Source organism: Burkholderia sp. Cy-637 (assembly GCF_011753175.1).
Classification (GTDB): domain Bacteria; phylum Pseudomonadota; class Gammaproteobacteria; order Burkholderiales; family Burkholderiaceae; genus Burkholderia; species Burkholderia gladioli.
Genome location: NZ_VWWC01000002.1, coordinates 25,423 through 48,727 on the forward strand (window position 1 = coordinate 25,423; position 23,305 = coordinate 48,727).

Consider the following 23,305-nt stretch of genomic DNA (forward strand, 5'->3'; position numbering starts at 1 on the left):
AAACAACACTATGAAACTCAAGGTAATCGCTATCGCTGTTACGGTTATCGCCGCCCTGTCGGCATGCTCGCACAAAGACGATACGCAGACTTCCGGCGATAGTAATAGCAATATGAACGCGAATATCCAGGCGCAAGCAACCGTGCCGGTTGAGAAAGTCGCCGTGAAGCAGGATACGGGTTCGGGTGATGTCATCGCCTCCGTCAATATGGCCTACAACAAGAAAGACGGCTCCGGTCTTGGCAAGATTCCGCCCGACTACATCGACAATTTTGAAAGGGTGTTCGTTCGCAATTTCGCAAGCATTCCTAACGTCGATCCGATTCAGGTCGCCCGGCTTGTCATTCCCGAGTTGTGGAAGGAAAACAATGCCTACAAGCAGCAGGACATCATCAAGGCCAACGCGGACAAGCTCAAGGATTTGCCGTGGGGCAAGGATGGGCTGGTTGCGATCACGGTCAATCATGGTGCCGTCTTGAACCTGGCTGACCCGGCAAAGGGGATCTACCTCGTGCATATCAATATCCCGGTGAGCACGAACAACTCGGCTGGCATCAGCTTTGGCACGGGTGCTCATACCATCAGACGGGAATACGATTTTGAGAACCCCAATGATGCTCCCGTGGCTCAGCTCACGAAGGCAGTGGGCGAGAGCAAAGCGCGCGAGATTGAAAATCTGGTGGGTGCGTCTCGCGATCAGAATGGCAACCTCGAAGTCCCCGTGACTTTCTATGTGCGTTTGAAAAAAGCGAAGTGGGAATCAGACAATCCGCTTCGCTCGGATGCAACCATTCTCGTGGAAATCGATCACGCGGACTTGGTCTGGGGTGATGTCTACCATCTGGACACCCTCATTCATCTGAGCCATCAGGAAATGTTTCCCGCTCAATCTCAGGCGAAGGGCGGCACACCCAAAGAATGGTATTGAAGGATTTCCGTTTGTCGTGTTGAGTATCCAGCGATCGAAGAGGTCAGAGAATGTCGAATAACCAGAATCCGTATGATGTGCAACACAACGAATGGAATCAGATGATCATCCCAGGAACGGGAGGCATCACCGCGAGCTATGCGGAGCAACGGGCGGCTGGCATCAATCCTGGTGAGAGCGCTTATCTGGCTCATGTCAAGCTGGGTGTGCATCGCGCTAACGAGATTGCGAAAAGCTATGCCAATGTGAACCGGACGGCTACTGCAAACACGGCGAAGCCTCTGCAATATCGCGGGCCTACTGGTGGCACGTATCGGGCATCGAGCTATCCGCATGATGGCATGTCTACGCCCGCCTACACTCCCAAAAAGAAGGCTAAAAGCGTCGTCGGTCCGCTAGTGCGTCGCGCCATGTCCATGCTTGGGTTTGTGCTCAGGAACTTCGCCGGGATCATCTTCTTTGGGATGCTGGTTTACCTGCTCTCGTATCCAGACATCAACTATATCCTGCGACACCACATCGGCGCGCTTCCTGTGCGGTTTATTGCCTTCGGGGCCGTGCTCGTCAATGTGCTGTGGTTGCTCATCAAGCTCGTGCGGGCTGTGGGAAGTGGTTTGAAGAAGGTCGCTATGGTCAAGCCTGCGTCTGGCACCACGGTAGGCAAGGCAAATTCGCGATAGACCGGCTATAGTTTTCTATATGACCGGCTTATCCATAGATTTCGAAGCGGCCACATTTGCAGGCCATGAGCGAGAAATCTGTGGTTAAGCCGTTCTCACATTCTGTCTGGAGTGCCTTTTTCTCCTTGGTCACTTGCCTTTCACCTTGGACGCACGATTCAACTGCCGGGCTTTTGCCTGACCGAGCTGCACTTCCAATCGGCGCTTTTGTTCAACGAGCTTAATCATACGCCGTTCAGCGGCGGCCCTCTGTTTGGGATTCTTCGCCTGATTCATATCTGAAATAGCCGCGTTGATGCCGGACTCGATTTCGCCGAGCGAACCAATGATTTCGGCAATGCCGTCGCTGGTCGCTATCGTGGCATTGCTGCCGCTCATCGCTTGCTCACGGATGGACTGGATACTGGCGAGAACCGCCGATCTGTCTCGGATTGCTGGTGGAACTGTTACCGGCGAAATTTCGGTTTGACGGCGAGCAGCGGCTTTTGTTGGAACTGGCTTCTTGATCATCGGATTCTCCTCTGTTGTTATGGTTATGGGTTGCGCCGGGTTGCCTTGTCGTAGTTGTCGGTTCATCTGCATGCGTTGAGAGCGCAACATGTGCGGCGACAGGTAGGCCCGAATATTGAACTGACGACGGGCCTCGACAAGCTGATTCAATGTTGTTTGGGCCTGCCGGTATTCGGTCGGCGACTGGCGGTGTTCCTGCTTCGCGTCGCGTGCGGATTGAACCAACCGGCCGTAGTCCGCTGACGCGTTGTAGAGCGGGCCACGAAAGCGCTTTGCCTTTTCGCTACCGGGAAACTTGATCGAAAGGTAGTCCTGACCCTTACGCGTAATCTCGACCCCAAATTGTTCGGTCAGGAATTCGCATAGCTGGTTGCGGTTGACAACTTCGCCAGAACGGATAGCTTTCGTCAGTCGTTTATGTAGATAGAGCTTGTTGCTGCGGTCCGTCTTGCCTTCGGCCGTGCATCGCTCGAAATCACTCAAGGCGAGCTTCAATGGGTCGGGCACCACCTGCGCGTAGCCGAGTCGGTGATTCATGACCTGCGTGAACGCTTCGTATAGCTGGATATTGAGCTGACCCGGCGGGTGGATGTTCATCCGTTTTCCGGTTGTCATTTCGATCATGGGCACAACGAAGTGAATCTCAGTGTTGCCTTTATCACGATGCAAGACGAAGAGGCTATTGAAGTTCTCGGGCCCAAGTCCCGGACACATGGTCTGCTTGAACGAGCGTATGACTTCATGCATTTGTTCGCGTGTGGGTTGCTCGTTGTCGCGGAAAGCAATTGCACCGGACACATATTTGTGCTTTCGCTGGATGCTGTTGATGACGGCGACAGTGACGTCGGGATTGCCTTCGAGAACTTCCGGTGCGACAGGGCGGGGTTGACCGGTATGGTCCCGGACACTCAGTAGATAATTGACTGGGGACTCGCCACGCGAAATCCCCGCTTTAAACACACGGACGATCATGCCTTGCCCGTGGCTCTCCGCTGTCTTACTTCCTTCCAAACTTCCTCCGCATACTCCTGGGTTTGCATGAGCACGAGCAGGATTTCATCGTCCGGCTGATGTCCGTCGTTGAGGCGAACGGCAATCTCGGCGACGTAATTTCCGATGAGGTTGATGTTCTGCAACCATGCCATCTCGTCGCTGGTAGCTGAGACGGGTGAAGGGCTCAGCACGGTTTCGCGAAGATACTGGGCGAGGCTGGTATAGCCTGCGGCGATAGCCCGGTCTGACAATTGATCGCGTTCGTCGTCGCTGAAGCGAATTTCGACACGGCGGTCACGGCGCTGCGTGTTACCGTCAATGCCGGACTGTCCGGCTTGTTTCTTGATGGCTGGGACTAATGCTGCATGTTGTTGATGTTCCATATTGGCTCCTTGTTATGGTTTTTGTTGAGCCGATCCGTGCATCGCATCCTGTCCGGCGGTTGTTGCCTTTCAGGGGACTGGGGGAACCCCAGATATATCGTGTGAAACGTTGACCTTGTTTCGGTTTGCTTCGTTCGGCTTCCTATACCAATACCGGAATTTTTACGGAATGCAAGGGCAATCCGACGAACGGTGAGGTTACCGCTTGAGCGGTATCCAAGATATCAGCTAGTCAAAATGATCGAGTTGCTATCTCGGGTAACGGTAACACCTAATAGCTGAATCGGGATTGCAATGTACCGTTCACAATGTAGCATGACTTCGTGACCCGATTCGTGTGCGTCTTGAAGCTCGGTGTCGGAGTATTGCGCGGAGTCCAGGTAGGATTCGATCGCGTCTCGCGGTGAATTCGCTAGGTCGGTTGCTGCAAACAAGAGGTCGGATACTTTGGGTGACCAACAGTAAGTGTATGAGCCAATCGGAACGATGCGCATCACGTGAGCTGAAGTTGCCGCATACGTTGACGCCGATATAAGCCTCGAAGTGAGGAAAACTCCTTGGCTCCTATACGGAATGCCGAAGCGGTTCTTGAACCATTCATCGGCAACGTTATGAAACTGCACAGACGAGTTTTTGGGTCGGCGATCGCGCCGGGGCGCGATCAGCGAAGGTTGATCTGCCTTATATTTGTTCGACATGCCCCGATAAAATGAGAGGGTCTCAAATGTGTGCATGTTTCATCCGCATTATCAGCGCCTTTTTGGTGGCAGTTTGTTGATACGATCGTCACTGTGACTTACTGCCCGTGCCTTTTTCAATGTGTAAAGTGCCTCCTCGATTAGTCTAGACGCGCGAGCATTTAGCTCGTCAGCTTCAGCTTCCCGTCGGACACGTTCGACCACTACGTTGTCCTCACCTCCAAATCGCATATAGACATCTATCCCGGGAAGAAGCGAAACGAGAAGCGACCGCTGCTGACTTGGTCTGAGCAAATCCGGCCTCATAGAAGTGCGCGACAACACTTCTAGCTCTTCTAGCGAGATGTCGCAGCGAGGACGTTGCTCAAAAGAGAACGGTTCAAGTAGATCACGCTCCAGCTTCGTGATCAACCCTGGATCTACTCGTTTGGAGTTCGATGCGGGGGAAAGTGCAGAGAGGAATCCATACCATATTACCGCCGATGGAAACACCTCCATCATTTTCGCAAGAAGGCCGGCGTGTGAGAACGATCCCGGGAGAATCCGATTGCAGAAGAACGCGACCGCGATTTCGTCCGACCTCACGCCGTGCGACTGCGTCTGAATGGCATCTACGATACGCATAAATGCCTTCAACCGACCATCGAACGCACCTCGAAGATCATCGAGATGTACTCTGATTGCCGGATAAAGTTCAATTAGCGCTGCAGAAAGCATTTCATCGTTACCAAGATCACCTTCGATGAGTACCTGCAGGGCTTCGTACAACGGTCGAGTGATACCGGACGAGTCCAGCGTTGCATCAACACCAGAGACAAGGCCGTGTATGAGTAAGACCGCCTCGACTGCTCTGTCGGATACTCTCAGCCTGGCAATCTTTCTCAGCCTCATCCACCTATCCGCGACAAGATGGGGGGGCAACGTATGGCCATGCAGTAGAGTGGCGCGAGCAAGGGAAAACGCAAGTGTTCTCCGGCATCCTGCGTACGTCACCTCTGCACCATCCGGCAATCCGAGACGTGATAAGGTGGCTTCGCCAAGCATCGCACCGACGCTTGCGATTCGAAAGGTTTTTTGAGGCACTTTTTTTTGAAAATCCGATCCCTTGATTCGCCTTGTTAGCAAATCAGCGGTTTCGCCATTCAGAACGTGCACTAGCGCGGACAGAGGTGATCTGTCTTGATAGTAGGTGGCTAGAGTAGCGAAAAAATCTTCCACATCTCCATTGGCAGGCACGACTACATTCGGAAGGGGAAGGCTATCTGACTGTTTGGTCCGAAGTGTTTCGTGGTACTTGGGGGCGTTAAATGTCTTCGACGAAAATAGATCGCCACCCTCTGTGGATTGTGTCGCTGTGTCCAGCCCTAAAATTTCGGACAAGGCTTCAGTGTTACGCTTTAACATCACGAGCCTCTAAATAATTCATCAAAATCTGGATCTGCCGGAGGAGGTTGTAGCACAGCCAAAGCGGATTCGAGATAGCCAGGAAGGTGACCACTGTAATACATATGAACGCTCGTCTTGCCTCTAAGCACTCCGGTATAAATCAACCGCTTCTGAACTGGCCCCATTCTGTAAAGAACTTCGCATCCACCAAGATGAACTGCGCGAAACTCCCAACCCTTGGCGCCATGAAGGGTATCAACCCAGATGCGTTGATTGGGGTCGCTGATTGACGACAACGCTAAATGTCCCTCAAATTGTGTTACCTGATCACGCTTGGGGAAGAGGACGCCGATTCTTTCATCGGGGTAGAGTTCTAGTTGTGACTCGAGATTTGCAACAATAGCGCCAAGCTGAGCATTAAACGTAGGGCAAGGGACGGATGTGACCGACGATGGCAGCGTTGCCTCAGCGTAACGGCATTCGCCCTGTAGTCGGGGGTATGCGACTTTGTCTGTCAAAATTGCATCCGCTACTTTGCACAGCCGCAGTCCGCTGCGATAGTGATAGCGCAGATTTACGATATTGTTGCTTACGAGTTTCTGCATCAGTTCCGGCGTGTGTGTGACTTTGTAAATGCTTTGCCGTGAGTCTGAGGCGAGCACCAGTCTCTTGGTTAGAGATCGGAAAACTATAAGTTCGGTATCTGTATAGTCCTGTGCTTCGTCGATCAAAAGTGTTCCGCAATAATCGTCTGATATGCGCTGCGAATCTATCAACGACATGACCTTACCGGCCAGCATGCTTCTATCGGTCTCGAAATCGTCGGAGAGCTCAAATGGAACGGAATACTCTCGCAGGACGTTCTTGAAAAACGTCATCTGCGTGATCGCTGACAATGGATCGATTCCGTAGTGCTCGCATCCATGCTCGACGAACTGTTTGAGGCTGTTCGTAAATACGACGATCTTGAAATCACTTTGCTTCTTCAGCGTAAGCCACTTTGCTCGGAGCAAGAGGATGTTCGTCTTTCCGGATCCGGCAGGCCCTGTTAATAGAAAGCTCGTGGACGCGGGAATATTTTCCACCGCCTGTCTCTGCTCGTCATCAAGCTGATCAGTGCGCACCCAAAACATCGTTGACATTTGCGTCCCCCGTTAGATGGACAACATTGATTCGACTGCGTTGAGGAACGCCTGCCTGCATGTAGTGAATGCAGTATCGACGGTAAACATCTCGGTCCACGCTGAGGAGGCAAACGTCTGGCCGTCTTGCGTAGCGGTGAAGGAGAGCTTTGTGGCATCTTCTAACATAGCGTCAACGCAGGTCGAAACGGAGAAGGTCACATTTGCTTGAAAACCTCGTGACTGGTCTTTGTCGAAATGCACATTGATCACGTATTCGCGAGACGACGTTGCGTCTTCGTTGATTTGGCTCAGCGGGAATATGGTTGCATCTAGCAAGTAGTTTCGAATTTCGAGTGATAGGGCATTGTTCAACTGCCAAAGCTGCTGTTCTCGCGTAGGACCCGGTGCCTTAGGCATCTGTTTTAGGGACGACTGACGCTCTTCTTCTCGTCTCAGTTGGTGTAGCCGTATCTTCTTTTCCTGCTGCTGCGCGTCTACCTGAGGCACTGACTCACGGAAACTGTCCCAAGACAAGAACTGTAGCCGCTGTCGCCAATCTTTGAGCAGGCATGCCTGCGCGATTTGCACCAACCTCGGGTCTACATCGCTCGATTCAATGACCGGAGTCATTTCTCGCACCGCGTCATACAGACACGCCCTAGGCGTGTCATGACCAGCAAATAGAACCTTCCCCATGATCATGTCATGTAGCGTGGCTCCGATCTGATAGAAAGTTACGGCACGCCACGCGCCGTCCACATTCCCTTCTTCGGTGCGCCAGACGAACTCAGGCGGGCTGTAACGTAACGTGGCAACAAACTCCTTGCCGGAAAGCCGTCCTTGGTCATCTTCGCCGGGCAGTCGGTAAACGATGCCGAGGTCGAGCAACGTTAGCGTCTGAAAGTCATCGCTGATGACGATGTTCGCGGGCTTGATGTCCCGGTGAACAAGCTCCTCTTTTTCCAAAAATTCTGCGGCAGATGCCAGTTGGTCCAACAGCCGAGAGACGGCCGACGAAGGCACCTTACCAATAAGCTTATCGAGGGACATGCCGTGGACCAGTTCCATGACGAGGAAGAGCGTGCCGAGGGATGAGTCTTCTCCTCCTGCGTACACCTCAACCAAGTTCGGATGATGTTTCGTCCCGATCAGTCCGAGTTGGAGTTCCAACCGCTCGCGAGCTGCGGGCAGACCATTTTCCGCCAACGCCTCAGGAAAAAAAATTTTGACAGCCGCTTCCGCGCCATCCTTTGAGGCGGCGTAGACGATTCCGTCCGCACCCCGGCCAATCTCCCGAGTAAGTGTCCATCCTTGTATCTCGGTACCGGCCAAGTTTTCGACATTCGCCACAGCACCCCCGTCATGTTGTCGACCTTTGCGGTCGATTCGCGATTGTTGATGGAGCCTGAATCAATCTAGCCGGTTACCATACGTTACTGGGTTCCCACGTCGCGATAATATAGCAGAGGTGCATCTGCCCCACGACTGCCGGCCGGTGCGAATCGCGTATGGGGATAAGGCCAGCATTGGCGTCTTGTGACCGTTGCCATGCTTGCCGCTCAGGCGGTAGGCTACTGTATCTGTGCCAGAAGACGTACCACATGACACCCCCCGAAATTCTCATTCGCCTCGATCGGATTCCATCCTGCCAACCCCTGACTGCTGCTCATGTCGCTGGACTGGCTGATGTGTTGCTGTCTGTTCCTCAAGCGGACTCGCTTGCTGGGCGACCGCTTACGGAGTCCGATCTAGCCGACATGCTTGGCGAATCGCAGTCGACGCTGGAAAGCTGGCATATCTTGGGCGACGGTGGACACATTCGTTACCGTGCGGGTGACGTTCGTGACTGGCTGTATCGCCGTGCAACATGGCCGGGTTTGCAAGCGAAGAGGGAACAGTTTGAGATAGATGGCGAGACTTACGAATGGGGCGATCCGCTTCTGGCCGTCATCATCGATGGGTGGATAAAGGATTTTTGGGGCAGTCTCGGTGAAATGGAGATGGAACCGGGCGGCTACGAAGTCCTGCGGATCGCCACTCCAGCGATTTCTGCCTATTCAGCTACAGCGTTAACTCGTGATCAGTTCGACAGCCTGCATGGGGTTCTGGATGCGCTCAACGACTTCGCGAACACTGTCCAGAAGTCGCCGGACGAGGCGCAGGCCATTTATGACAAATGGAAGACTGCTGCAACGCCGGATGCACTGCTTCTGTTCCTTCGGAGTTCGCTGGGCAGTGCATCAGGGATTGCCGAACAGATCATGGAGGAGATGCCGGACGACATACGGCAGCGTGTCAATCCTGCCAGATGGTTGTATGAATTGTGGCTGGCACACGGACTCGAGCGACTCGATCTGGGTTCGTTGAAAGCGATCTTGATCGATCGAGGTGACGATCTCAACATGAATGCGTTTGTCGAGAGGGCGGACGGCACGGTCGTCTTCCACGGAACTGTTTCGCATCTGCTTGCCGACACGGACGGAAGGATTTTTCACCTTGTGCCGCCGGACGCCTCATGCCGGAATAGCTATGATGATCTGCTCTATTCCTTGTTGGAAAACGGGCTGGCGGTCGACCGCCCCAACCGTGACAGGCTGACGGCCAGAAAGATCGGTGAACAGGTGCGTGGAGGCGAGCGTCCTTGGTTCCGCCGTGTGTTGAGCCGCTTTGAGCTTGAGACCAAGCTCAATCGTGAGTTGCCGGTCAACGAGGAAGCAAGCAACGAATCCTTCAAAAAGCCAGTCAAGTTATAGGGCTATGTACTGGCAATCTGCTTACGAACACTGATAGCGGAAGGCAGATCCTGTCGGCTCAGGTGATATTCAATTGCCATGGCCTCGACGAGATCGCGCATGCGATCCAGAATGCCGTGCCGGTTGAGCACTGGCTCAGCCGGCCCCTTTAGCAGGCAGATCACCAAAAACTGTAGCGCTTCCGTCGGATGACGATCTGCCATTGCGTAACGCCAACCAGCTAGCGCAAGCGAGAATCCATACAGTGTTGGTGTGAAGAGCCGGGATTTTGCCGACTGCGAGATCAAGTTTTTCTTTTCCCAGACGAGAGTGCTGTTCTGGCTGGCTGCCGCCCATGCGGCAGGCTCAGCGAAAACATGGAGCACGGCTTGCGTGCGCGAAACGGTCGTATGTGGAATACCTTGCTCGTAGAGCATTTCATCAAGATACCGGGCGAAATCTGCCTGCTCCTCGAATAACCGCCATAGAGGCACATTGTCCCGATTCTCTTCCGGGCCAATCTCAAGTACCCGCCGCGCACCGGCAGCGAGAGGATGTTGCTCGACCAGTTTGATCGCCGCTTCATCCGGCGTGCGGTCGCCGCTGCCATAACGACTCCAGGTCAGCTTTGGGACATTTTTTGCCGGAGTCTTGGTCGGCATCTTTTTCGTTCCCTCGTGGCCGAACAGGGTGCGGTTAAGCGCCGCATATCCCTTTGCTTCTGTCCTGCGGAACAGGTCTGCAACCCATGCCTGGGTACGCATGCCGTCGAAGATTGCTCGGGGTTTCTGCCCCTGCTGAGTTGGCTTTGACTTGCTGAGACCGATCGTCTTTTTTGCCATGCAGATGCCCGTCCTGAGTGGATTCCATCGATTTTGATGCTCGCATGGTACCCCATGCTGGCATTGGGTTTTCGTGGGGGATCAGCGGATGATGAACACCATCGACACAACGCAAGGAAAACCGACCGGTTTGAATCAGGTGGCGATATTCATCAACCTTACAGGAGAAATCTTATGAGTAAAAAAACACATCGGAAAACCCAAATTGATCCCTTTCAGGTGGGCGACCCGAACGATACCTATGAAATTGTGGCCGTAGATTGCTACCGCGAGGGGATCCGTGTCCGGCGTCTTCAGATTATTTACAAGAGGCAATCCTTCCCGGTGTTTCAGGTGGAAAGTTACAAGTCTGGCATCGGGGCTCTTCTGATGGAAGAAAAAAATCGGGAGATCTTTGATGAGATTGAGGCGGAGCGACCCTTCATGATCGTGCTCGATCGGACCGAAGAGTACCGGCGGCACACCGGTCTGAGCTGGAGGAAGCTCCACGATCAGATCATTGATGAGGCTGCGGAAATGATGACTAGGTTTCGCGGCGACACGGTGTCATTCAACTAAGAAATCGTCTGGTCAAGAGCGAGTAGACGTTTAAAACAGTAGGAATGCTAAATAATATAAAGGAAAATATATGAAAACGACTAATAACGAAGTGAATGTTTACGAACAGATTGAAGTCCACCCGGCAACCGGATTGTTTCCGGCCATGCGCAACGAGGAGTTCTGGCAGCTCAAGCAGGACATTAGGAATAATGGCCAGAAGATGCCGATCCTCGTGCATCACAACCAGATCGTTGACGGTCGCCAGCGGCTGCGGGCTTGTCGCGAACTTGGGATCGATCCGGTCTTCCTGGCTGTCCCGTCTCTTGGAATGTCCGTGCAATCGTATATCGTCAGTCAGAATCTGCATCGTCGTCACCTCGATGACAGCCAGAGGGCAATGATTGCTGCTAGGCTGACGAACACGAGCTTGGGTGCGAATCAGCATACCGCTCAGGCGGTATCCCAGAAGCAGGCCGCAGCCGATCTGGATGTGTCGGTCGATTCGTTGCAGCGGGCCAGCAAGGTTATCAAGGCTGGGCATGATGGCTTGATCGAAGCAGTTGACTCCGGTCGGCTCGATGTGAGCAATGCCGTGGCTTTGATTACCCTGTCGCAGGACGAACTGGACAAGCTGGTGACGGAGTCGGCAGAGAAACTGACCGAGGCAGCCAAACGGGCCCGCAAAGAGGAAAGCGAAAAGAGGCGGAAGCTTCAGGCAAACGCCGTGCAGGCGATCCGCAATCTGAATCGTCCCTTCGATCACACGGTCGGGCCGTTTAATGTGGTCTATGCCGATCCCCCTTGGGACTATATGGCGGAAACGACCCTCGGCTATCCGACGATGGCCACGAGCGAGATCTGCGATCTGCTTCGCGACAGCAATTCAGTTGCTGACGATGCGGCTCTGTTTCTGTGGGTTCCTGCATCGTTGGTAGCCGACGGGCTGAAGGTTATCGAAGCTTGGGGCTTTCGCTACATCACGCAGGCGATCTGGCACAAAGGGGCCAGTGGGATGGGCCAGTATTTCCGTGTGAACCATGAGGTGCTGTTGTTCGGGCTTCGCGGTCACCGCATGCCCCAAGTTGCTGCGGAATCGCGATCTGCGTCGGTGTTCCAGTTTGATCGCCGTGTGCACAGTCAGAAGCCTGACGAGTTTTATGAGGTGATCGAGGCGATGTACCCCGATCTGCCGAAAATGGAGCTGTTCCGCCGTGGTGTTCCGCGCGACGGTTGGCACTGCTGGGGTAACGAAGTGCAGCACGGCCCAGCGGTGCCGCTCGGTCAGCAGATCGTCGATGCTATGGCGGTCGAGCCGACGGCGGGTGAGCTGGTGGAAGTGGATGAGGCAGGCGATGCGGTCAATGACCCGGTGCCGCAGGCAGCATAGAGGTAAAAAGCCCTTCTGCACATGAGCACATCGCAGAGCGGTTAATATAAGTAGCTTGATGATTGAGGTAGTACAAGAATGGTCGAAATGTGCTTCGGCCATTTTTTTATTTCTGTTTGCCCTTCGGGCTAGAGTTTCTGCCTTGTCGTCCTGTCCTGGACTTCAATTTCCCGCTGATCTGCATGCCGCTCGTGCGGTGTCCTGCCGTCGGCTGTGCGCGGACGCGATCCGAGCATGCGGGCTAATTACCTGACTGGGGCCGTTCCGGTCGAAAAATGGTGAAATCGGCCCATAAGCGGTCACAGTCCCATAATCCGTCCACGCTGCTTTAGACTTCGAGCCATAATGTTTCACCAAAATATGATTAAGGCTCAGCGTAGCCTCAGGAAGCAGAATCATGACCGACTCAGTCGCCCAAGCGCTTAGAGAGCTGGCTGATACCCACCTCGCGACCATCCAAAAACAGCTTCCCAGCGATGCCTTTGGCCGCTTCGTTTTATTCATTGAAGTCGTCCGTGCGATGGACTATTGGAGCATATATTCCAAGCTCACTAATGCAAGAAAAGAAGGGGAAGAGCAATCGTTTGATCTCATGTGCTGGGGATGGAACCGGTCCGTCGCCGAGCTCTTCGAGCCGTTGGAGCAGCGCGGTGCCTTCCCTCTCATGGAGAGTACGCAGCATTCACGCAGCCTCGCCGTCGGGCTGATGCAAGAGTTTGGCAAGGTTTCGCTGCTGCGAAGACTGGCTGACATGAGCGAACGGGGCATCGCGAAAATTGCTAGGGATGGCGACGAATTCCAAATCAGCATGGACGAGGACGCGCGGGCTCAGTTCACCGATGCTAGCGAGTTGGACCGCCTCAAAGCTGCGGAAGCGGGATTGCCGTCGTCGGGCACCGGCTGGACCATGGCTTCGATGCGAGATGCCTTGCGCTTTCCCGACATGCCGGGGAACTACATGGCTCTAGCCAACGCACCGGTCAAGCGTTGGCTCAGACCAGACATCGAGGAGCTCATTAAGCCCCTGGTGAGACCGTGGGACACCGGACGAGGTGTCATGGTTGCCTACGACGCTCGCATCGAGGTGGACAAGCACTACATGGCGGAGGCATTGGCCTTGGCGACGACTTGGCGCGAGGAATCAGGCATTCATCCTGACGCACAGCTGGGCTCCATCCGTGGGTCGGAAATTGCAAGCGTCTGCGCGGCGCTCATCAGCCTTCATGCAAAGCATTTTGGCTGTGTATCGGTCGCCAAAAACCTATTTAGCCAAGTGTCGGTCCCTCAGAGCTTGACTATTTGGGGGCCAAGGTCTGACCTAGAAGAGTCGATCTCTCTCATGAGCGGTCGTCCGGAGTCTGTCGTTCGCGCTGCGTTCAGTACTGTGGCAATGACATCGGACCAGGCGAAGAAATTGGCCAATCATTCGACACCCCTGATCCCGCTGCTCTTTGATTTGGGCAACGGCTTTATCCTTCGCCCGGTGTCGTGCCTGACCCGCAACCCTTTTACGGCGGCCAAAACTCAGCATCAATGGCTGGATTCGCGCACTGAACACGCCATTGCCGCAGATCGAGAGGATTGGATGCGGTCAAATCTGTACGGCATGTTCAGAGGGGGACGATATGCATGCTTCCCGGGCAACCTCAAATTACGTCGCGCATCGTCAATCCTGACTGACATTGACGCAGTCGTGTATGACAGGCTTACCGGTGACGTTGGCCTCTTCCAACTGAAGTGGCAAGACTACTCCACGAACGATGTCCGGCAGCTGCGAAGCAAGGCCGTTAACCTTTCCGCAGAGCTGATAGATTGGTCCGGGAAGGTGAAGTCGTGGATTCAAGAGAATGGCATTTCCGCGCTCGACAAATCTCTGCGGCTAAAGCAAAAACGCCGCGAAGCAGTCCGAAGTATTTTTCTCTTTGCCATTTCAAGGTCGGCTGTTCGAACGCAAGGTTATGGCATCAAGACCGATGCGCCTGATCTGGCTATGGCAGTCTGGCCACAGTTTGTTCGCGCGCGGATGGAGATCGGGCCTGCAGAGCGCACTTTGCGAGATATACACGCCCGGCTAGTTGAAGAGTATGGACACGTGCCAAGTATTACACCGATGCCAGCTTCGCTTGGGGTAGCTGGCACCACTGTGCATATTCATGATCTTTGGAATCGAATCGAGCACGCCGAGGCAAAGGCATGAGGCGTGGTGCACGTTATCGTGCCGCTTAGGCAGCACTTTCGTCAGCGAGACGTATCGCCCATCCGTATGAGATTTGCTAATCTGCGCGGTCTGGGCAAGGGGTCAGCTACGGACTTGCATGCCAAGTTGATCAATCTCCAAGTCGGAGGTGTGCCGTTGCTTCTCGGAAATATTTGCTGACGGTCTTGATGTTCATGCCAGTGTGTTCCATAAGTAGGCGACGGCTGAGTTCGCTTCCGTAGAGGGAATATAGCTCGGTTGCTGCTTTGACCAGCGTGTCCAGCGATTTTTGCCGTCGCACGGCGTTGGTGTGGTCTGCGCCGCTGCGCATGCGTTCGGTTGCCGTTTCATCGGTGAAAGTCAGCACATGTCGACGGCTATCAGCGGTGTTTCGGTTTTTCCAATGCCACTTCGCCACGGATCGAGCAGTGGCCTTGATTTCGGAAAACGGCAGTGGTCGGTCGAAATGCCCATTGATATCTTCTGCTTGGGCGAGTGCGAATCGATACCAGGCATCTAGGTCGTCGTGCTGGCGCACGGCACTATATGCCCACATGCGAAGCGTGTGGAACAGTTCGTCGTTTCGTCCTTGGATCTGTATGTGCTCGGGTACCGAATGCTTGGCCGACCATCGGGGCAGGTCGATCCATTCGGTGAAATCCGCCAAGTCGAAGCTGGTAGGGAAGGTGATGACTTCCCAGGCAGGATGCAGCGGGTTCTTCGTGACGGCGTGATTGAAGGCGGTGTCGGCCGACAGGCGGGATTCCATCGCTAACTGGATCGCCTCGAAATAGTCCTGCGGGGCGCTTCGGCTGTTCTTGTGATACGCAACAGGCGTATTGAGCCGGTAGAGCATGTGGCAATGCCCGTTCTTCCTGTTCACCGTGATGATTGTGGGTGCTGGCAGTTCGACATCTTCGAACCGGAACGCCGATGCGGGCTGGTCTAGGTCGAAGCTGAGGTATGCCCGATAGACGGGATTGAGGCCGCAGTAGGCGAATTGATCGACCTTCTCGCGTTTGCGAAACTTGGTGCCTTCGGCGAAATCGTTGGTGGTGACTACGGCCTCGTTCAGATGGTTATAGAAGTCTTCTAGTTGTCGGTTCATTCATTTTGTTTGTTAGTCATAAGACTAACAAACAAAATTTCTTCCTCGAAGTCAAGGCCGTTGGAAGACTATCGCGTTATACGGCTTTGAGATTGCATGTCGATCGTTCAGAACACGGTAAAGGCGAGGGAGGGATTGAACTGGTTTAGATCGATTCGCTCGTGAAAGTCGAGGGCCTCGATTCCGGCTTGAAGAGTGAGCATTGGCAATGGATGCAGATAGTCGAAATGCGCGTTTTTCTTGTCGACGTGCCCGGTCAACTGGTAGACGGTACTGTCGTTTACCATCCTCGCCGAAAGGCGGGTGATGACAGTGTGCCGAAGCGAGTGGAAGCAGGTGGTTGGGTCTTTCACGCCGATCTTGACCAGATACTCGGAAAAACGCCGGGACAAATTTTTCTTCGTGCCGTTGTGTCCATCCACCAGATACCAGAACAGTCGATCATTTTCGCGATTCTTGGCGGACTGGGACAATTTTACGAACTTCATAAACCCGAGCTCGATCAGCTTGGAGTGGATAGGAATAATGCGGTTGCCGGCCTCTGTTTTCGCATCGGTCACGCGAAAGAAGTGCACGCCATCTTGCTCCTTGATGTCGTTCAGTTCGAGCGAGGTCGCTTCCTCGATGCGCATGCCCGAGTAGAGGCACATAAGCGGGCCCCAGAAGTAATCGGGCTTGATCGCGAGCTTGCGATAGTTCGTCCAGTCGAAAATCACTGCGAGGTCGTCGTCATAGAACATGTCGCGCTTCTTGATGTTGTTTTTGGCGTGCTTGATAAACATATCGTCTACCGGATTTTGTTCGATCTTGGCGTAGCCGTTATTCGTGGCGAAGGCGAAAAAGCTTCGCAGATGTGAAAGGCACTGGTTGACGGTATGAGCAACCTTGCCTTCATTCAGCATGCGGGTCTTGAACGACTTGATGTCGTCCTTCGTGTAGGCATCAACCGGCTGATCGCCAGCCTGCCCGAGAAAAAGCTTGAGGGTCTGCTTGTGCTTGTAGACGGTTGCCGGCCGCAAGGTGGCGTCGATTTCCTGAATATAGAACGGCTCGACTTCGCCCATCTTGCGGGATTTCCGCTTTTCGATCTGGGCGACCGGCTCGATAACCGTGGCCGACACGCTGCGCCGTTCTTCTGACCGGTTGGGGCTCACCGCTGCTGTGCTTCGCAGTTTCGCCATCTGTTCGAGGATTCTCAGCCCCCGTTCCTGCTCGCTCTCGGTATCTGCTTCGAAAACACCCTCGGCGATATTGATCTTGAGAAGTTCCCTGACCTTGCTCAGGTCGATTGGCTTGCTCATTTCGATCCCATAGTTGAGCATCGCGGCCATTGCGCGAGCCTGTTTGTTGTTCCTGGTCCGAAGCGAAGTATAAATGCTCGTCTGGTCGATCTGGGCGGCCAGGTGACGGGGAAGGGTGTAGCGGAAATAGAAGATTCCCGTCTTGCTGTCGCGGACGAGACGAGGGATTTTGACAGGCACTGGATGATCTCCATGTGCCTATTTATTGAGCAGTCTGTGGGTGCTACGTGTGGGTTGGATTCTCCAGCACCACCCGGAAAGCCTTGTCAGATAAGGCTGAGGCGGTTTTGGAGCGGGCGATGGGAATCGAACCCACGTCATCAGCTTGGGAAGCTGAGGTAATGGCCATTATACGACGCCCGCAGAACGGGGGATTGTACAGGGAGGTGGGTGGGGAGGGCAAGAGGGATCGGGCGGGGAGTTTTGCGGCTCGTGAGGTTCTTGTGGGTGGGGGAGGGCGGCATGATCGAAGCGCGCGATATTCTTATGGAGATGTCGTAATTGCATGAATGGATTTCTTGGCATTGCCACCTAGCTGATCGAGTTGTTCCTGATCTTCGTTATCGTGAAAATAAGAATCCAGGCTGCCGTAGTTGGGCTGGCCCCATGAAAAACCGATTCCGATACTTGTCAGACGCTCAGCAGTGGCAGTAGATGGATGCCTTGGCGAACCATGACCTCGCAATTCCGACAGGGGCGTATGAATGTCATGTTTTGTCAGAATGGATTCTGAATGTTCCCCTGCGCTGCTAACGCGCAATCAAATTCTCTTCGCTTGCAATATGATGGCGGCAGGTATCAGTGGCCGGTTTGCTGCTTTGATCGCTGGCAGTGGATTATTAAAAAAGCCTTTCGATACTCAGAGGGTGGCTGCGACGGCCCTAGCGGCCGCCCTCGCCATTGCAGAGCAAGGGGTGTGGGCATCCCTATGAGAGAAAGAGCCTCGTCGGGCTTGCCGTCAACAAGAACCGGGTAGCACATGAACCTGACCGATTTGATTCAGTCACTGCAGGGTGGGCTGATCCAACAAGATCGTCTCTTGAAGACGGACATTCCGTCGTTGCCGGATAACGCGCTCGTGCCTCGTCGCGCCGTGAGCTATTCCGAGCTCGGCCGTGATTTTCGCGTCACTCTGGATATGGTGTCGACGGCCAGCGACATCGAGCTGAAAACGCTGATCGCGCAGCCGATGACGCTTTGGATATTGCAGGCAGACAAGTCCTATTTGCCAATCAACGGCTACATCCATACGGCTCGCCGACTCGGTGCTGAAGGCAGCCAGGCAAGCTATCAGCTGACGTTCGCTTCCTGGATGCACTTCCTCAAATACCGTCGTGACATGCGGTATTGGCAAGATCGAAGCGTCGACGCGATCATCGCCGATGTGTTCAACGCCCATCCGCAGGCGAGCGGGCAGTTCCAGTTTGCATTGTCGAAGCCGCTGCCATCGCGTTCGTATTGTCGTCAAAGCGAATCTGACTGGAATTTTGTCCATCGGTTGATGGAGGAGGAAGGTCTGTTCGGTTTCTGGCGGCAGAACAAGGATGGTAAATCGCATACCTTGGTCATGACCGACGACGTTCATTCGCTCGATCAGATACAAAGCAATCCTGTCGAGTTTTACAGAGCCGGCGCTGGCAGTGAAGTGGATGCGTTTACGCAGTGGGCGGGTTCACGGACTTTGCAGAGTTCGGTGCATACAACCCGCACGTTTGACTACAAGGCGCCGTCAGTGGGTGCCAATCCCAAGGGCACGACACTGCCGACCATGGCTGGGCAGGGCAATCTGCCCGAGCAGACCGAGGTCTACGAGTACACGGGGGCCTACACCTACGATCGACAGGATCGAGGCGAGCATCTTTCCAAAGTGCATCTGGAAGAATGGGAATCACGCGCCAAGCGTTTCACCGGAGCGGGTGGCGTGCGCGGCATCGATGCGGGTTTGCGATTCGAATTGAGCGGTCATCCGGAGCATGATCGCGATCCTGCCAGCCAGCGAGAGTTTGCCGTGATCAAGGCATGGCGCTACATCGAGAACAACCTGCCACTGTCGGATCAGGAGGCCAGTTTCCCGCACAGCTTGCAGGATGAGTTGGCTCGGGCAAAAGCGGAATTCTCAGGAGTCTTCGTCAATCATGATGACGGTTCGGCGGGCTTCTACCTAGTCGAAGTCGAGGCGCAACGTACCACGGTTCCATACCGTAGCCCGTTCGAACACAAGAAGCCGGAGATGCACCTGGAGACGGCAATCGTCGCCGGCCCGCAGGGTGAGGAGGTGTACACGGACGAACTCAACCGCGTGAAGCTGATGTTCATCTGGGACCGACAGAATCAGGGTGACGCGGGTGCTTCGTGCTGGGTTCGAGTGGCCCAGTCGGATACGGGCGGCGGCTACGGTGGTGTCCATATGCCCCGCGTCGGTGAAGAGGTACTGGTCGGTTATCTAGGGGGTGATTGCGATAGACCGATCGTCCTGCATCGCGTCTACAACGGAAAAGTTAGCCCGCAGTGGCACAGCAACGGCATTCTGTCCGGGAACCGCTCCAAGGAATATGGCGGCAGCGGCTACAACCAGATGGTGATGGACGACGCGACCGGTCAGAACCGGGTCCAACTGATGAGCAGCAGCGCGAACAGCATGCTGCATTTGGGCTATCTGATCGATCAGAGCGGCAATACACGAGGTTCGTATCTTGGATCTGGCTTCGATTTGAGGTCAGATGCGTATGGTGCGATCCGCGCATCCCAAGGTCTATATCTGACCGCCCATCCCAAGTCGGCTAGCAGCCAACCCCTGGATGTACGCGAGGCCCAGCAACAACTCGTCAATGCCGAAACCGTGGTCGAGGCGATGTCGCAGGCGAGTCAAACGCACCAGGCGGAAAGCCTGGATGAAGGCCACCAGGCGCTCAAAACCTTTACCGATGCGACTCAGAATAGTGTGCAGGGAACATCGTCGGGCGGCACAACCGCGGGGGGAGGTACGGGCAGCGCGAATGTTTTCAAATCGCCGGTCATGTTGATTGCGGCCCCTGCCGGCATCGCGTTGTCGACGCAGGATTCCGCGCATGTGTCGAGCGAGCATCAAACGAACATCGTTAGCGGCCAGAGCACGTTCATCTCGAGTGGCAAGTCGCTGGTAGCAAGTGTTGCGGAGAAGATCAGCCTGTTCGTTCAGAACGCCGGGATGAAGCTGTTTGCCGCGAAAGGAAAGGTTGAGATCCAGGCACATGCGGACAATGTCGAAGTCACCGCGCAGAAAACCGTGAAGGTGCTGGCGGCAACCGAGAGCGTCGAGGCCATTGCGAAACAGGAGATACTTCTGACGTCCGGCGGTGCGTACATTCGCATCTCGGGTGGCAACATCGAGATTCATGCCCCGGGGAAGATCGACATCAAGGGCACCACGCATAATTTCTCTGGACCGACCTCCTTGTCGAAGTCAATGAACGAATGGCCCAACATGCCGCACGACGAGGAGTTCATACTTCGTCATCACGCGACCGGTCAGCCGATGGCGAACCGGCGCTTTGAACTGACGCGTGCGGATGGGTCCGTGATTACTGGCCGGACCGACCCGAACGGTGGAACTGGAGTACAGAAAAGTTCGATGATCGAAGGAATGCGCCTCAAATTTTTGCCCGAAGGTGAGGGATGAACGATAAGACGAGGACCGTAGCGCGCAGCTACGACGAGGATGGCCTCCCGGTCTGGCATTCGCAGACATCGCCAACGAGTATGACGACTCGTGCGGAATGTTTGATGCATCCAGATCGGATCATTCCGGTGATCTTTGTCCCCGGCATCATGGGTTCGAACCTGAAATCGAAAGACGTCACACAATCGAAAAAGATCGTCAATATCTGGCGGCCGGATCTCACGGGAGCAGTGACAAAGATTATTGGATTGAACCCTGCCGGAAGAAAAAAGGTCTTTAATCCTGAAAACGTTCAGGTGGATCGCGACATCGATGTAGGTGGCCAACGTCTGGCAAATGCAACCAATGGTTTCCCGGCTAAGCTTATTCAGTCCCGTGGCTGGGGAACTATTTTCTGGGGAAGCTATGGCCCTCTGCTCGAGTATCTTGAGTCGAATTTGAACGATGTCGTGCGATGGGATTCGGCCAAGAATGAGGCCGTCGTTGATGGTTCGTGGACGCCGTACATATCACATGGCGTTGCCGTCAAATCGGATGGTAAGGATCAGATTCTTCGCTTGACGAAGCGAGAGTTGGAGCAGGTTGCGAAGTACTGGTATCCCGTGCATGCAGTGGGGTACAACTGGCTTCAATCGAATGAGCAGTCTGGAAAAGACCTAGCGCGGGAAATTGACGCGATTCTCGAGCATTACCGGGACAAGTGGGGTGGTAAAGCAGTTCAAAAGGTGATTTTAGTAACCCACTCGATGGGAGGCTTGGTAGCTCGGGCAGCGGTTCATCCAAAGATGGGTAATGCCTCAGACAAGGTGCTGGGCATTCTGCATGGAGCCATGCCTGCTCTCGGGGCGCCGGCGGCCTACAAGCGCATGCGGGCTGGCAATGAGGCGGGTGGATTTTCCATCAACCCGATCACAGTTTTGAAGTCAATCGCAACGTGGATGTTCCTGGGCGCATATGGCCCGGATGTGGCGCCCGTTCTAGGCCAGTCTCCTGGGGGGTTGCAATTACTCCCGAACCAAAATTATCCGGGTGGATGGCTTACTGTTAGAGCGGGCGGTGTCAGCTACCCGATCGAGGGCAACCCCTACAAAACGATTTATAGTGAACGTAGTCGCTGGTGGAGGCTCGTAAATCCAGATTGGCTAGATCCGGGCGGGGACTCTGGCGTGAGATATGACGAATCCGGAACGGTGGTCACCAAAACCGATCCCGCGTGGGCAAAATATATGGTCTGTTTGTCTAGCGCAGAGCAGTTTCATGCGTCGCTAGGTGACTACTATCACCCGGTGACATACGCGTTCTTTGGCTCCGACTCCGAGCACAAGGCGTGGGGTAAGATTCAGTGGGACATTGGGACGTTACGTTTCGCGATGCGAGGACCCATGTCTGTCTTCGATAGTAACGCGGAGCTGAAGAAACTTGCGATGGACGGATTGCCGACGAGCGACAATGGTAGCGGGACAATAGAAGCGCGGGTGGCGGACTCGTCTTGGATGGGTGATCTACGGGACCGTTTTTCGATCCGCGATGCAGAGTCGCCCGGTGATGGTACCGTGCCGCACGAATCGGGCCTAGCGCCGGGCAAACGTGGTGGCGCGATCGAACAATTTGCGTTTGACGGGTTTGATCATCAAAGCGCCTACCTTCCGGAGATGGCTAACGTGATGGCTGTCACAAAATATGCGATTGCGAAGATCGCCCAAAAGGCAGACTGGGGTGACGTTTGAGAGCTAACGCGTACATCAAGATCATTTTCACAATTGCTCTTGTTCAACTCGCTGCCTGCAATCGACATCAGGATTCAAGCATGAGTAACCTATCCCAATCAATGTCCGAATCAATGCGCACTGTTTGCGTCGGTCGTTACACAATCGATCTTCCGAAATCTGCAACCGATCTCAAAATTGGGCAGAAAATAAATGGTATCCGAATCGAGGTGCAGTATCCGGCCGACGCAGAATTGCTGAAGCACAAAGTTGCGGCGGACGCGCAGCCTGGCACCGGGAAAGCCGCGTCGAAATTGATCGACTCGCCTAATAGCTCTCCCGAATCTTCGATCTTCCAGATATCGGAAGACGGTCAAGACTTGCACACGATACATGGCTATATGATAAAGAGCGATGTGTTGTATTCGTTCACCGTTCAGGTATTGTCCGACTCGGTCGTCGGGGCGAAAGCCGCTATATCGAAATTGATGCAATTAATTCGTCCTCGAGAAAATCTAGATGTCCCGAAGGAAGCTGGAATTTGTATCGATCGCGGGTTTATTTCTGGCGACCGCGAACAAATGGAATCTGTGACTATGGTGGTGAATCTGCCGGAAATCAAAAGTAGATTTGGAGTTGACTTTGATTCGGGCGATCAGGGGACCAAAGAAAACATTATCTCTCGCATGTCAAATCTACCGCTGCCGCTGGCAAATTTTGTGTCCCAGTCGTCAACGATTGTCCGCCGTGAAGAACGAAAAATTGACGGTCGGAAGGGTGATGAATACGATCTCATCGACAAATCAGCCAAGACTGCTTCGTTCGAATGGTCCGCAATGCCTGGTGAGGATGGTGTGCGTGAGCCCGGGATTGACGCAACGCTTGATTCCTATGAGGCGGTTAAAGATCAAGAAGTCGGCTCACTCCTTGCGGCGTGGGATGCGATTTTGAACTCGCTCAAGCGTCGTTGAATTGCGAACGCCGTTGGTTGGTATTTTGGAAGTTTCTATTTAGTCGGACATGCGAAACATAGTGGAGCCAAGCACTGCAAAGGGTTGCCGGGAGCTGAATGTGCTGCGAACTCCCAGAACGAATATCGATCTGACTTAAAAGCTGGGAGCTAGAGCGCGCC

The 23,305-nt window shown here is 54.2% G+C and carries 17 protein-coding genes and 1 tRNA gene; 9 read left to right on the forward strand and 9 right to left on the reverse strand.

The genetic code is table 11. From position 1 onward, the window contains the following. Positions 1-10: 10 nt before the first annotated feature. Both F3J10_RS01010 and F3J10_RS01015 read left to right on the forward strand, forming a co-directional pair. Entirely contained in the window at positions 11-928 is a 918-nt protein-coding gene (locus tag F3J10_RS01010) for a hypothetical protein (RefSeq protein WP_167240604.1), read from the forward strand. A gap of 50 nt (positions 929-978) precedes the next feature. Beyond that, positions 979-1,608, forward strand: a complete 630-nt coding sequence (locus tag F3J10_RS01015; RefSeq protein WP_167240607.1) for a hypothetical protein — start codon at positions 979-981, stop codon at positions 1,606-1,608. Between the two features lie 129 nt (positions 1,609-1,737). Here the strand turns inward: F3J10_RS01015 and F3J10_RS01020 are convergent, their stop codons facing one another. The 5 genes from F3J10_RS01020 to F3J10_RS01040 all read right to left on the reverse strand — a co-directional run bounded on the left by F3J10_RS01020 (position 1,738) and on the right by F3J10_RS01040 (position 8,034). Then, entirely contained in the window at positions 1,738-3,090 is a 1,353-nt protein-coding gene (locus F3J10_RS01020) for a relaxase/mobilization nuclease domain-containing protein (protein WP_167240609.1), read from the reverse strand. Continuing rightward, positions 3,087-3,494: a DUF971 domain-containing protein gene (locus tag F3J10_RS01025; RefSeq protein ID WP_167240611.1), complete on the reverse strand. Its 408-nt coding sequence runs from the start codon at positions 3,492-3,494 to the stop codon at positions 3,087-3,089. Before F3J10_RS01025 ends, F3J10_RS01020 begins: the two co-directional genes overlap by 4 nt. A 749-nt stretch (positions 3,495-4,243) precedes the next feature. Then, complete coding sequence (locus tag F3J10_RS01030; RefSeq protein WP_167240613.1) at positions 4,244-5,596, reverse strand: hypothetical protein; 1,353 nt, start codon at positions 5,594-5,596, stop codon at positions 4,244-4,246. Next, a complete protein-coding gene (locus F3J10_RS01035; RefSeq protein WP_167240616.1) occupies positions 5,596-6,702 on the reverse strand; it encodes an AAA family ATPase in 1,107 nt (368 codons plus the stop codon). The genes F3J10_RS01030 and F3J10_RS01035 overlap by 1 nt, the downstream gene beginning before the upstream one ends. Before the next feature lie 30 nt (positions 6,703-6,732). Then, positions 6,733-8,034, reverse strand: a complete 1,302-nt coding sequence (locus F3J10_RS01040; RefSeq protein ID WP_167240618.1) for a protein kinase — start codon at positions 8,032-8,034, stop codon at positions 6,733-6,735. A 269-nt stretch (positions 8,035-8,303) separates the two neighbouring features. Between F3J10_RS01040 and F3J10_RS01045 the strand changes: the two genes are divergently transcribed. Beyond that, the gene (locus F3J10_RS01045) at positions 8,304-9,455 is read left to right on the forward strand and encodes a hypothetical protein (RefSeq protein WP_167240620.1); all 1,152 of its coding nucleotides are present in this window, start codon (positions 8,304-8,306) and stop codon (positions 9,453-9,455) included. A 2-nt stretch (positions 9,456-9,457) separates the two neighbouring features. Here the strand turns inward: F3J10_RS01045 and F3J10_RS01050 are convergent, their stop codons facing one another. Continuing rightward, positions 9,458-10,276, reverse strand: a complete 819-nt coding sequence (locus tag F3J10_RS01050) for a hypothetical protein (RefSeq protein ID WP_167240622.1) — start codon at positions 10,274-10,276, stop codon at positions 9,458-9,460. Between the two features lie 54 nt (positions 10,277-10,330). Between F3J10_RS01050 and F3J10_RS01055 the strand changes: the two genes are divergently transcribed. The 3 genes from F3J10_RS01055 (at position 10,331) to F3J10_RS01065 (ending at position 14,400) form a co-directional block, all read left to right on the forward strand. Then, positions 10,331-10,834, forward strand: a complete 504-nt coding sequence (locus tag F3J10_RS01055) for a hypothetical protein (RefSeq protein WP_167240624.1) — start codon at positions 10,331-10,333, stop codon at positions 10,832-10,834. A 70-nt stretch (positions 10,835-10,904) separates the two neighbouring features. After that, positions 10,905-12,203 (forward strand): MT-A70 family methyltransferase, encoded by a 1,299-nt coding sequence (locus tag F3J10_RS01060; RefSeq protein WP_167240626.1) that lies wholly within the window; start codon positions 10,905-10,907, stop codon positions 12,201-12,203. A 397-nt stretch (positions 12,204-12,600) separates the two neighbouring features. Beyond that, a complete protein-coding gene (locus F3J10_RS01065; RefSeq protein ID WP_167240628.1) occupies positions 12,601-14,400 on the forward strand; it encodes a hypothetical protein in 1,800 nt (599 codons plus the stop codon). A 130-nt stretch (positions 14,401-14,530) separates the two neighbouring features. Here the strand turns inward: F3J10_RS01065 and F3J10_RS01070 are convergent, their stop codons facing one another. From F3J10_RS01070 to F3J10_RS01080, 3 genes are all read right to left on the reverse strand, one after another. Further along, entirely contained in the window at positions 14,531-15,508 is a 978-nt protein-coding gene (locus F3J10_RS01070; protein WP_167240630.1) for a replication initiation protein, read from the reverse strand. A 107-nt stretch (positions 15,509-15,615) separates the two neighbouring features. After that, positions 15,616-16,989: a site-specific integrase gene (locus F3J10_RS01075; protein ID WP_167240632.1), complete on the reverse strand. Its 1,374-nt coding sequence runs from the start codon at positions 16,987-16,989 to the stop codon at positions 15,616-15,618. A gap of 108 nt (positions 16,990-17,097) precedes the next feature. Beyond that, a tRNA-Gly gene (locus tag F3J10_RS01080) sits at positions 17,098-17,172 on the reverse strand. A gap of 616 nt (positions 17,173-17,788) precedes the next feature. On the opposite strand from F3J10_RS01080, the gene F3J10_RS01085 reads away from it, so the two are divergent. From F3J10_RS01085 to F3J10_RS01095, 3 genes are all read left to right on the forward strand, one after another. Continuing rightward, positions 17,789-20,467, forward strand: coding sequence for a type VI secretion system tip protein VgrG (locus F3J10_RS01085; protein ID WP_167240634.1), 2,679 nt, complete (start codon positions 17,789-17,791; stop codon positions 20,465-20,467). Continuing rightward, positions 20,464-22,194, forward strand: a complete 1,731-nt coding sequence (locus F3J10_RS01090) for an alpha/beta fold hydrolase (RefSeq protein ID WP_167240637.1) — start codon at positions 20,464-20,466, stop codon at positions 22,192-22,194. The genes F3J10_RS01085 and F3J10_RS01090 overlap by 4 nt, the downstream gene beginning before the upstream one ends. Positions 22,195-22,274: 80 nt before the next feature. After that, positions 22,275-23,144 carry a T6SS immunity protein Tli4 family protein gene (locus F3J10_RS01095; protein WP_167240638.1) on the forward strand — a complete coding sequence of 290 codons (870 nt, stop codon included), beginning with the start codon at positions 22,275-22,277 and terminating at the stop codon, positions 23,142-23,144. Positions 23,145-23,305: the final 161 nt, after the last annotated feature.

Bases quoted from the DNA above. Each gene is read 5' to 3' on its own strand.
- F3J10_RS01085 (WP_167240634.1), top strand. From the start codon at position 17,789: ATGAACCTGACCGATTTGATTCAGTCACTGCAGGGTGGGCTGATCCAA.
- F3J10_RS01050 (WP_167240622.1), bottom strand. From the start codon at position 10,276: ATGGCAAAAAAGACGATCGGTCTCAGCAAGTCAAAGCCAACTCAGCAG.
- F3J10_RS01025 (WP_167240611.1), bottom strand. From the start codon at position 3,494: ATGGAACATCAACAACATGCAGCATTAGTCCCAGCCATCAAGAAACAA.
- F3J10_RS01030 (WP_167240613.1), bottom strand. From the start codon at position 5,596: ATGTTAAAGCGTAACACTGAAGCCTTGTCCGAAATTTTAGGGCTGGAC.
- F3J10_RS01090 (WP_167240637.1), top strand. From the start codon at position 20,464: ATGAACGATAAGACGAGGACCGTAGCGCGCAGCTACGACGAGGATGGC.
- F3J10_RS01020 (WP_167240609.1), bottom strand. From the start codon at position 3,090: ATGATCGTCCGTGTGTTTAAAGCGGGGATTTCGCGTGGCGAGTCCCCA.
- F3J10_RS01065 (WP_167240628.1), top strand. From the start codon at position 12,601: ATGACCGACTCAGTCGCCCAAGCGCTTAGAGAGCTGGCTGATACCCAC.
- F3J10_RS01070 (WP_167240630.1), bottom strand. From the start codon at position 15,508: ATGAACCGACAACTAGAAGACTTCTATAACCATCTGAACGAGGCCGTA.
- F3J10_RS01060 (WP_167240626.1), top strand. From the start codon at position 10,905: ATGAAAACGACTAATAACGAAGTGAATGTTTACGAACAGATTGAAGTC.
- F3J10_RS01095 (WP_167240638.1), top strand. From the start codon at position 22,275: ATGAGTAACCTATCCCAATCAATGTCCGAATCAATGCGCACTGTTTGC.
- F3J10_RS01045 (WP_167240620.1), top strand. From the start codon at position 8,304: ATGACACCCCCCGAAATTCTCATTCGCCTCGATCGGATTCCATCCTGC.
- F3J10_RS01010 (WP_167240604.1), top strand. From the start codon at position 11: ATGAAACTCAAGGTAATCGCTATCGCTGTTACGGTTATCGCCGCCCTG.
- F3J10_RS01055 (WP_167240624.1), top strand. From the start codon at position 10,331: ATGCTGGCATTGGGTTTTCGTGGGGGATCAGCGGATGATGAACACCAT.
- F3J10_RS01015 (WP_167240607.1), top strand. From the start codon at position 979: ATGTCGAATAACCAGAATCCGTATGATGTGCAACACAACGAATGGAAT.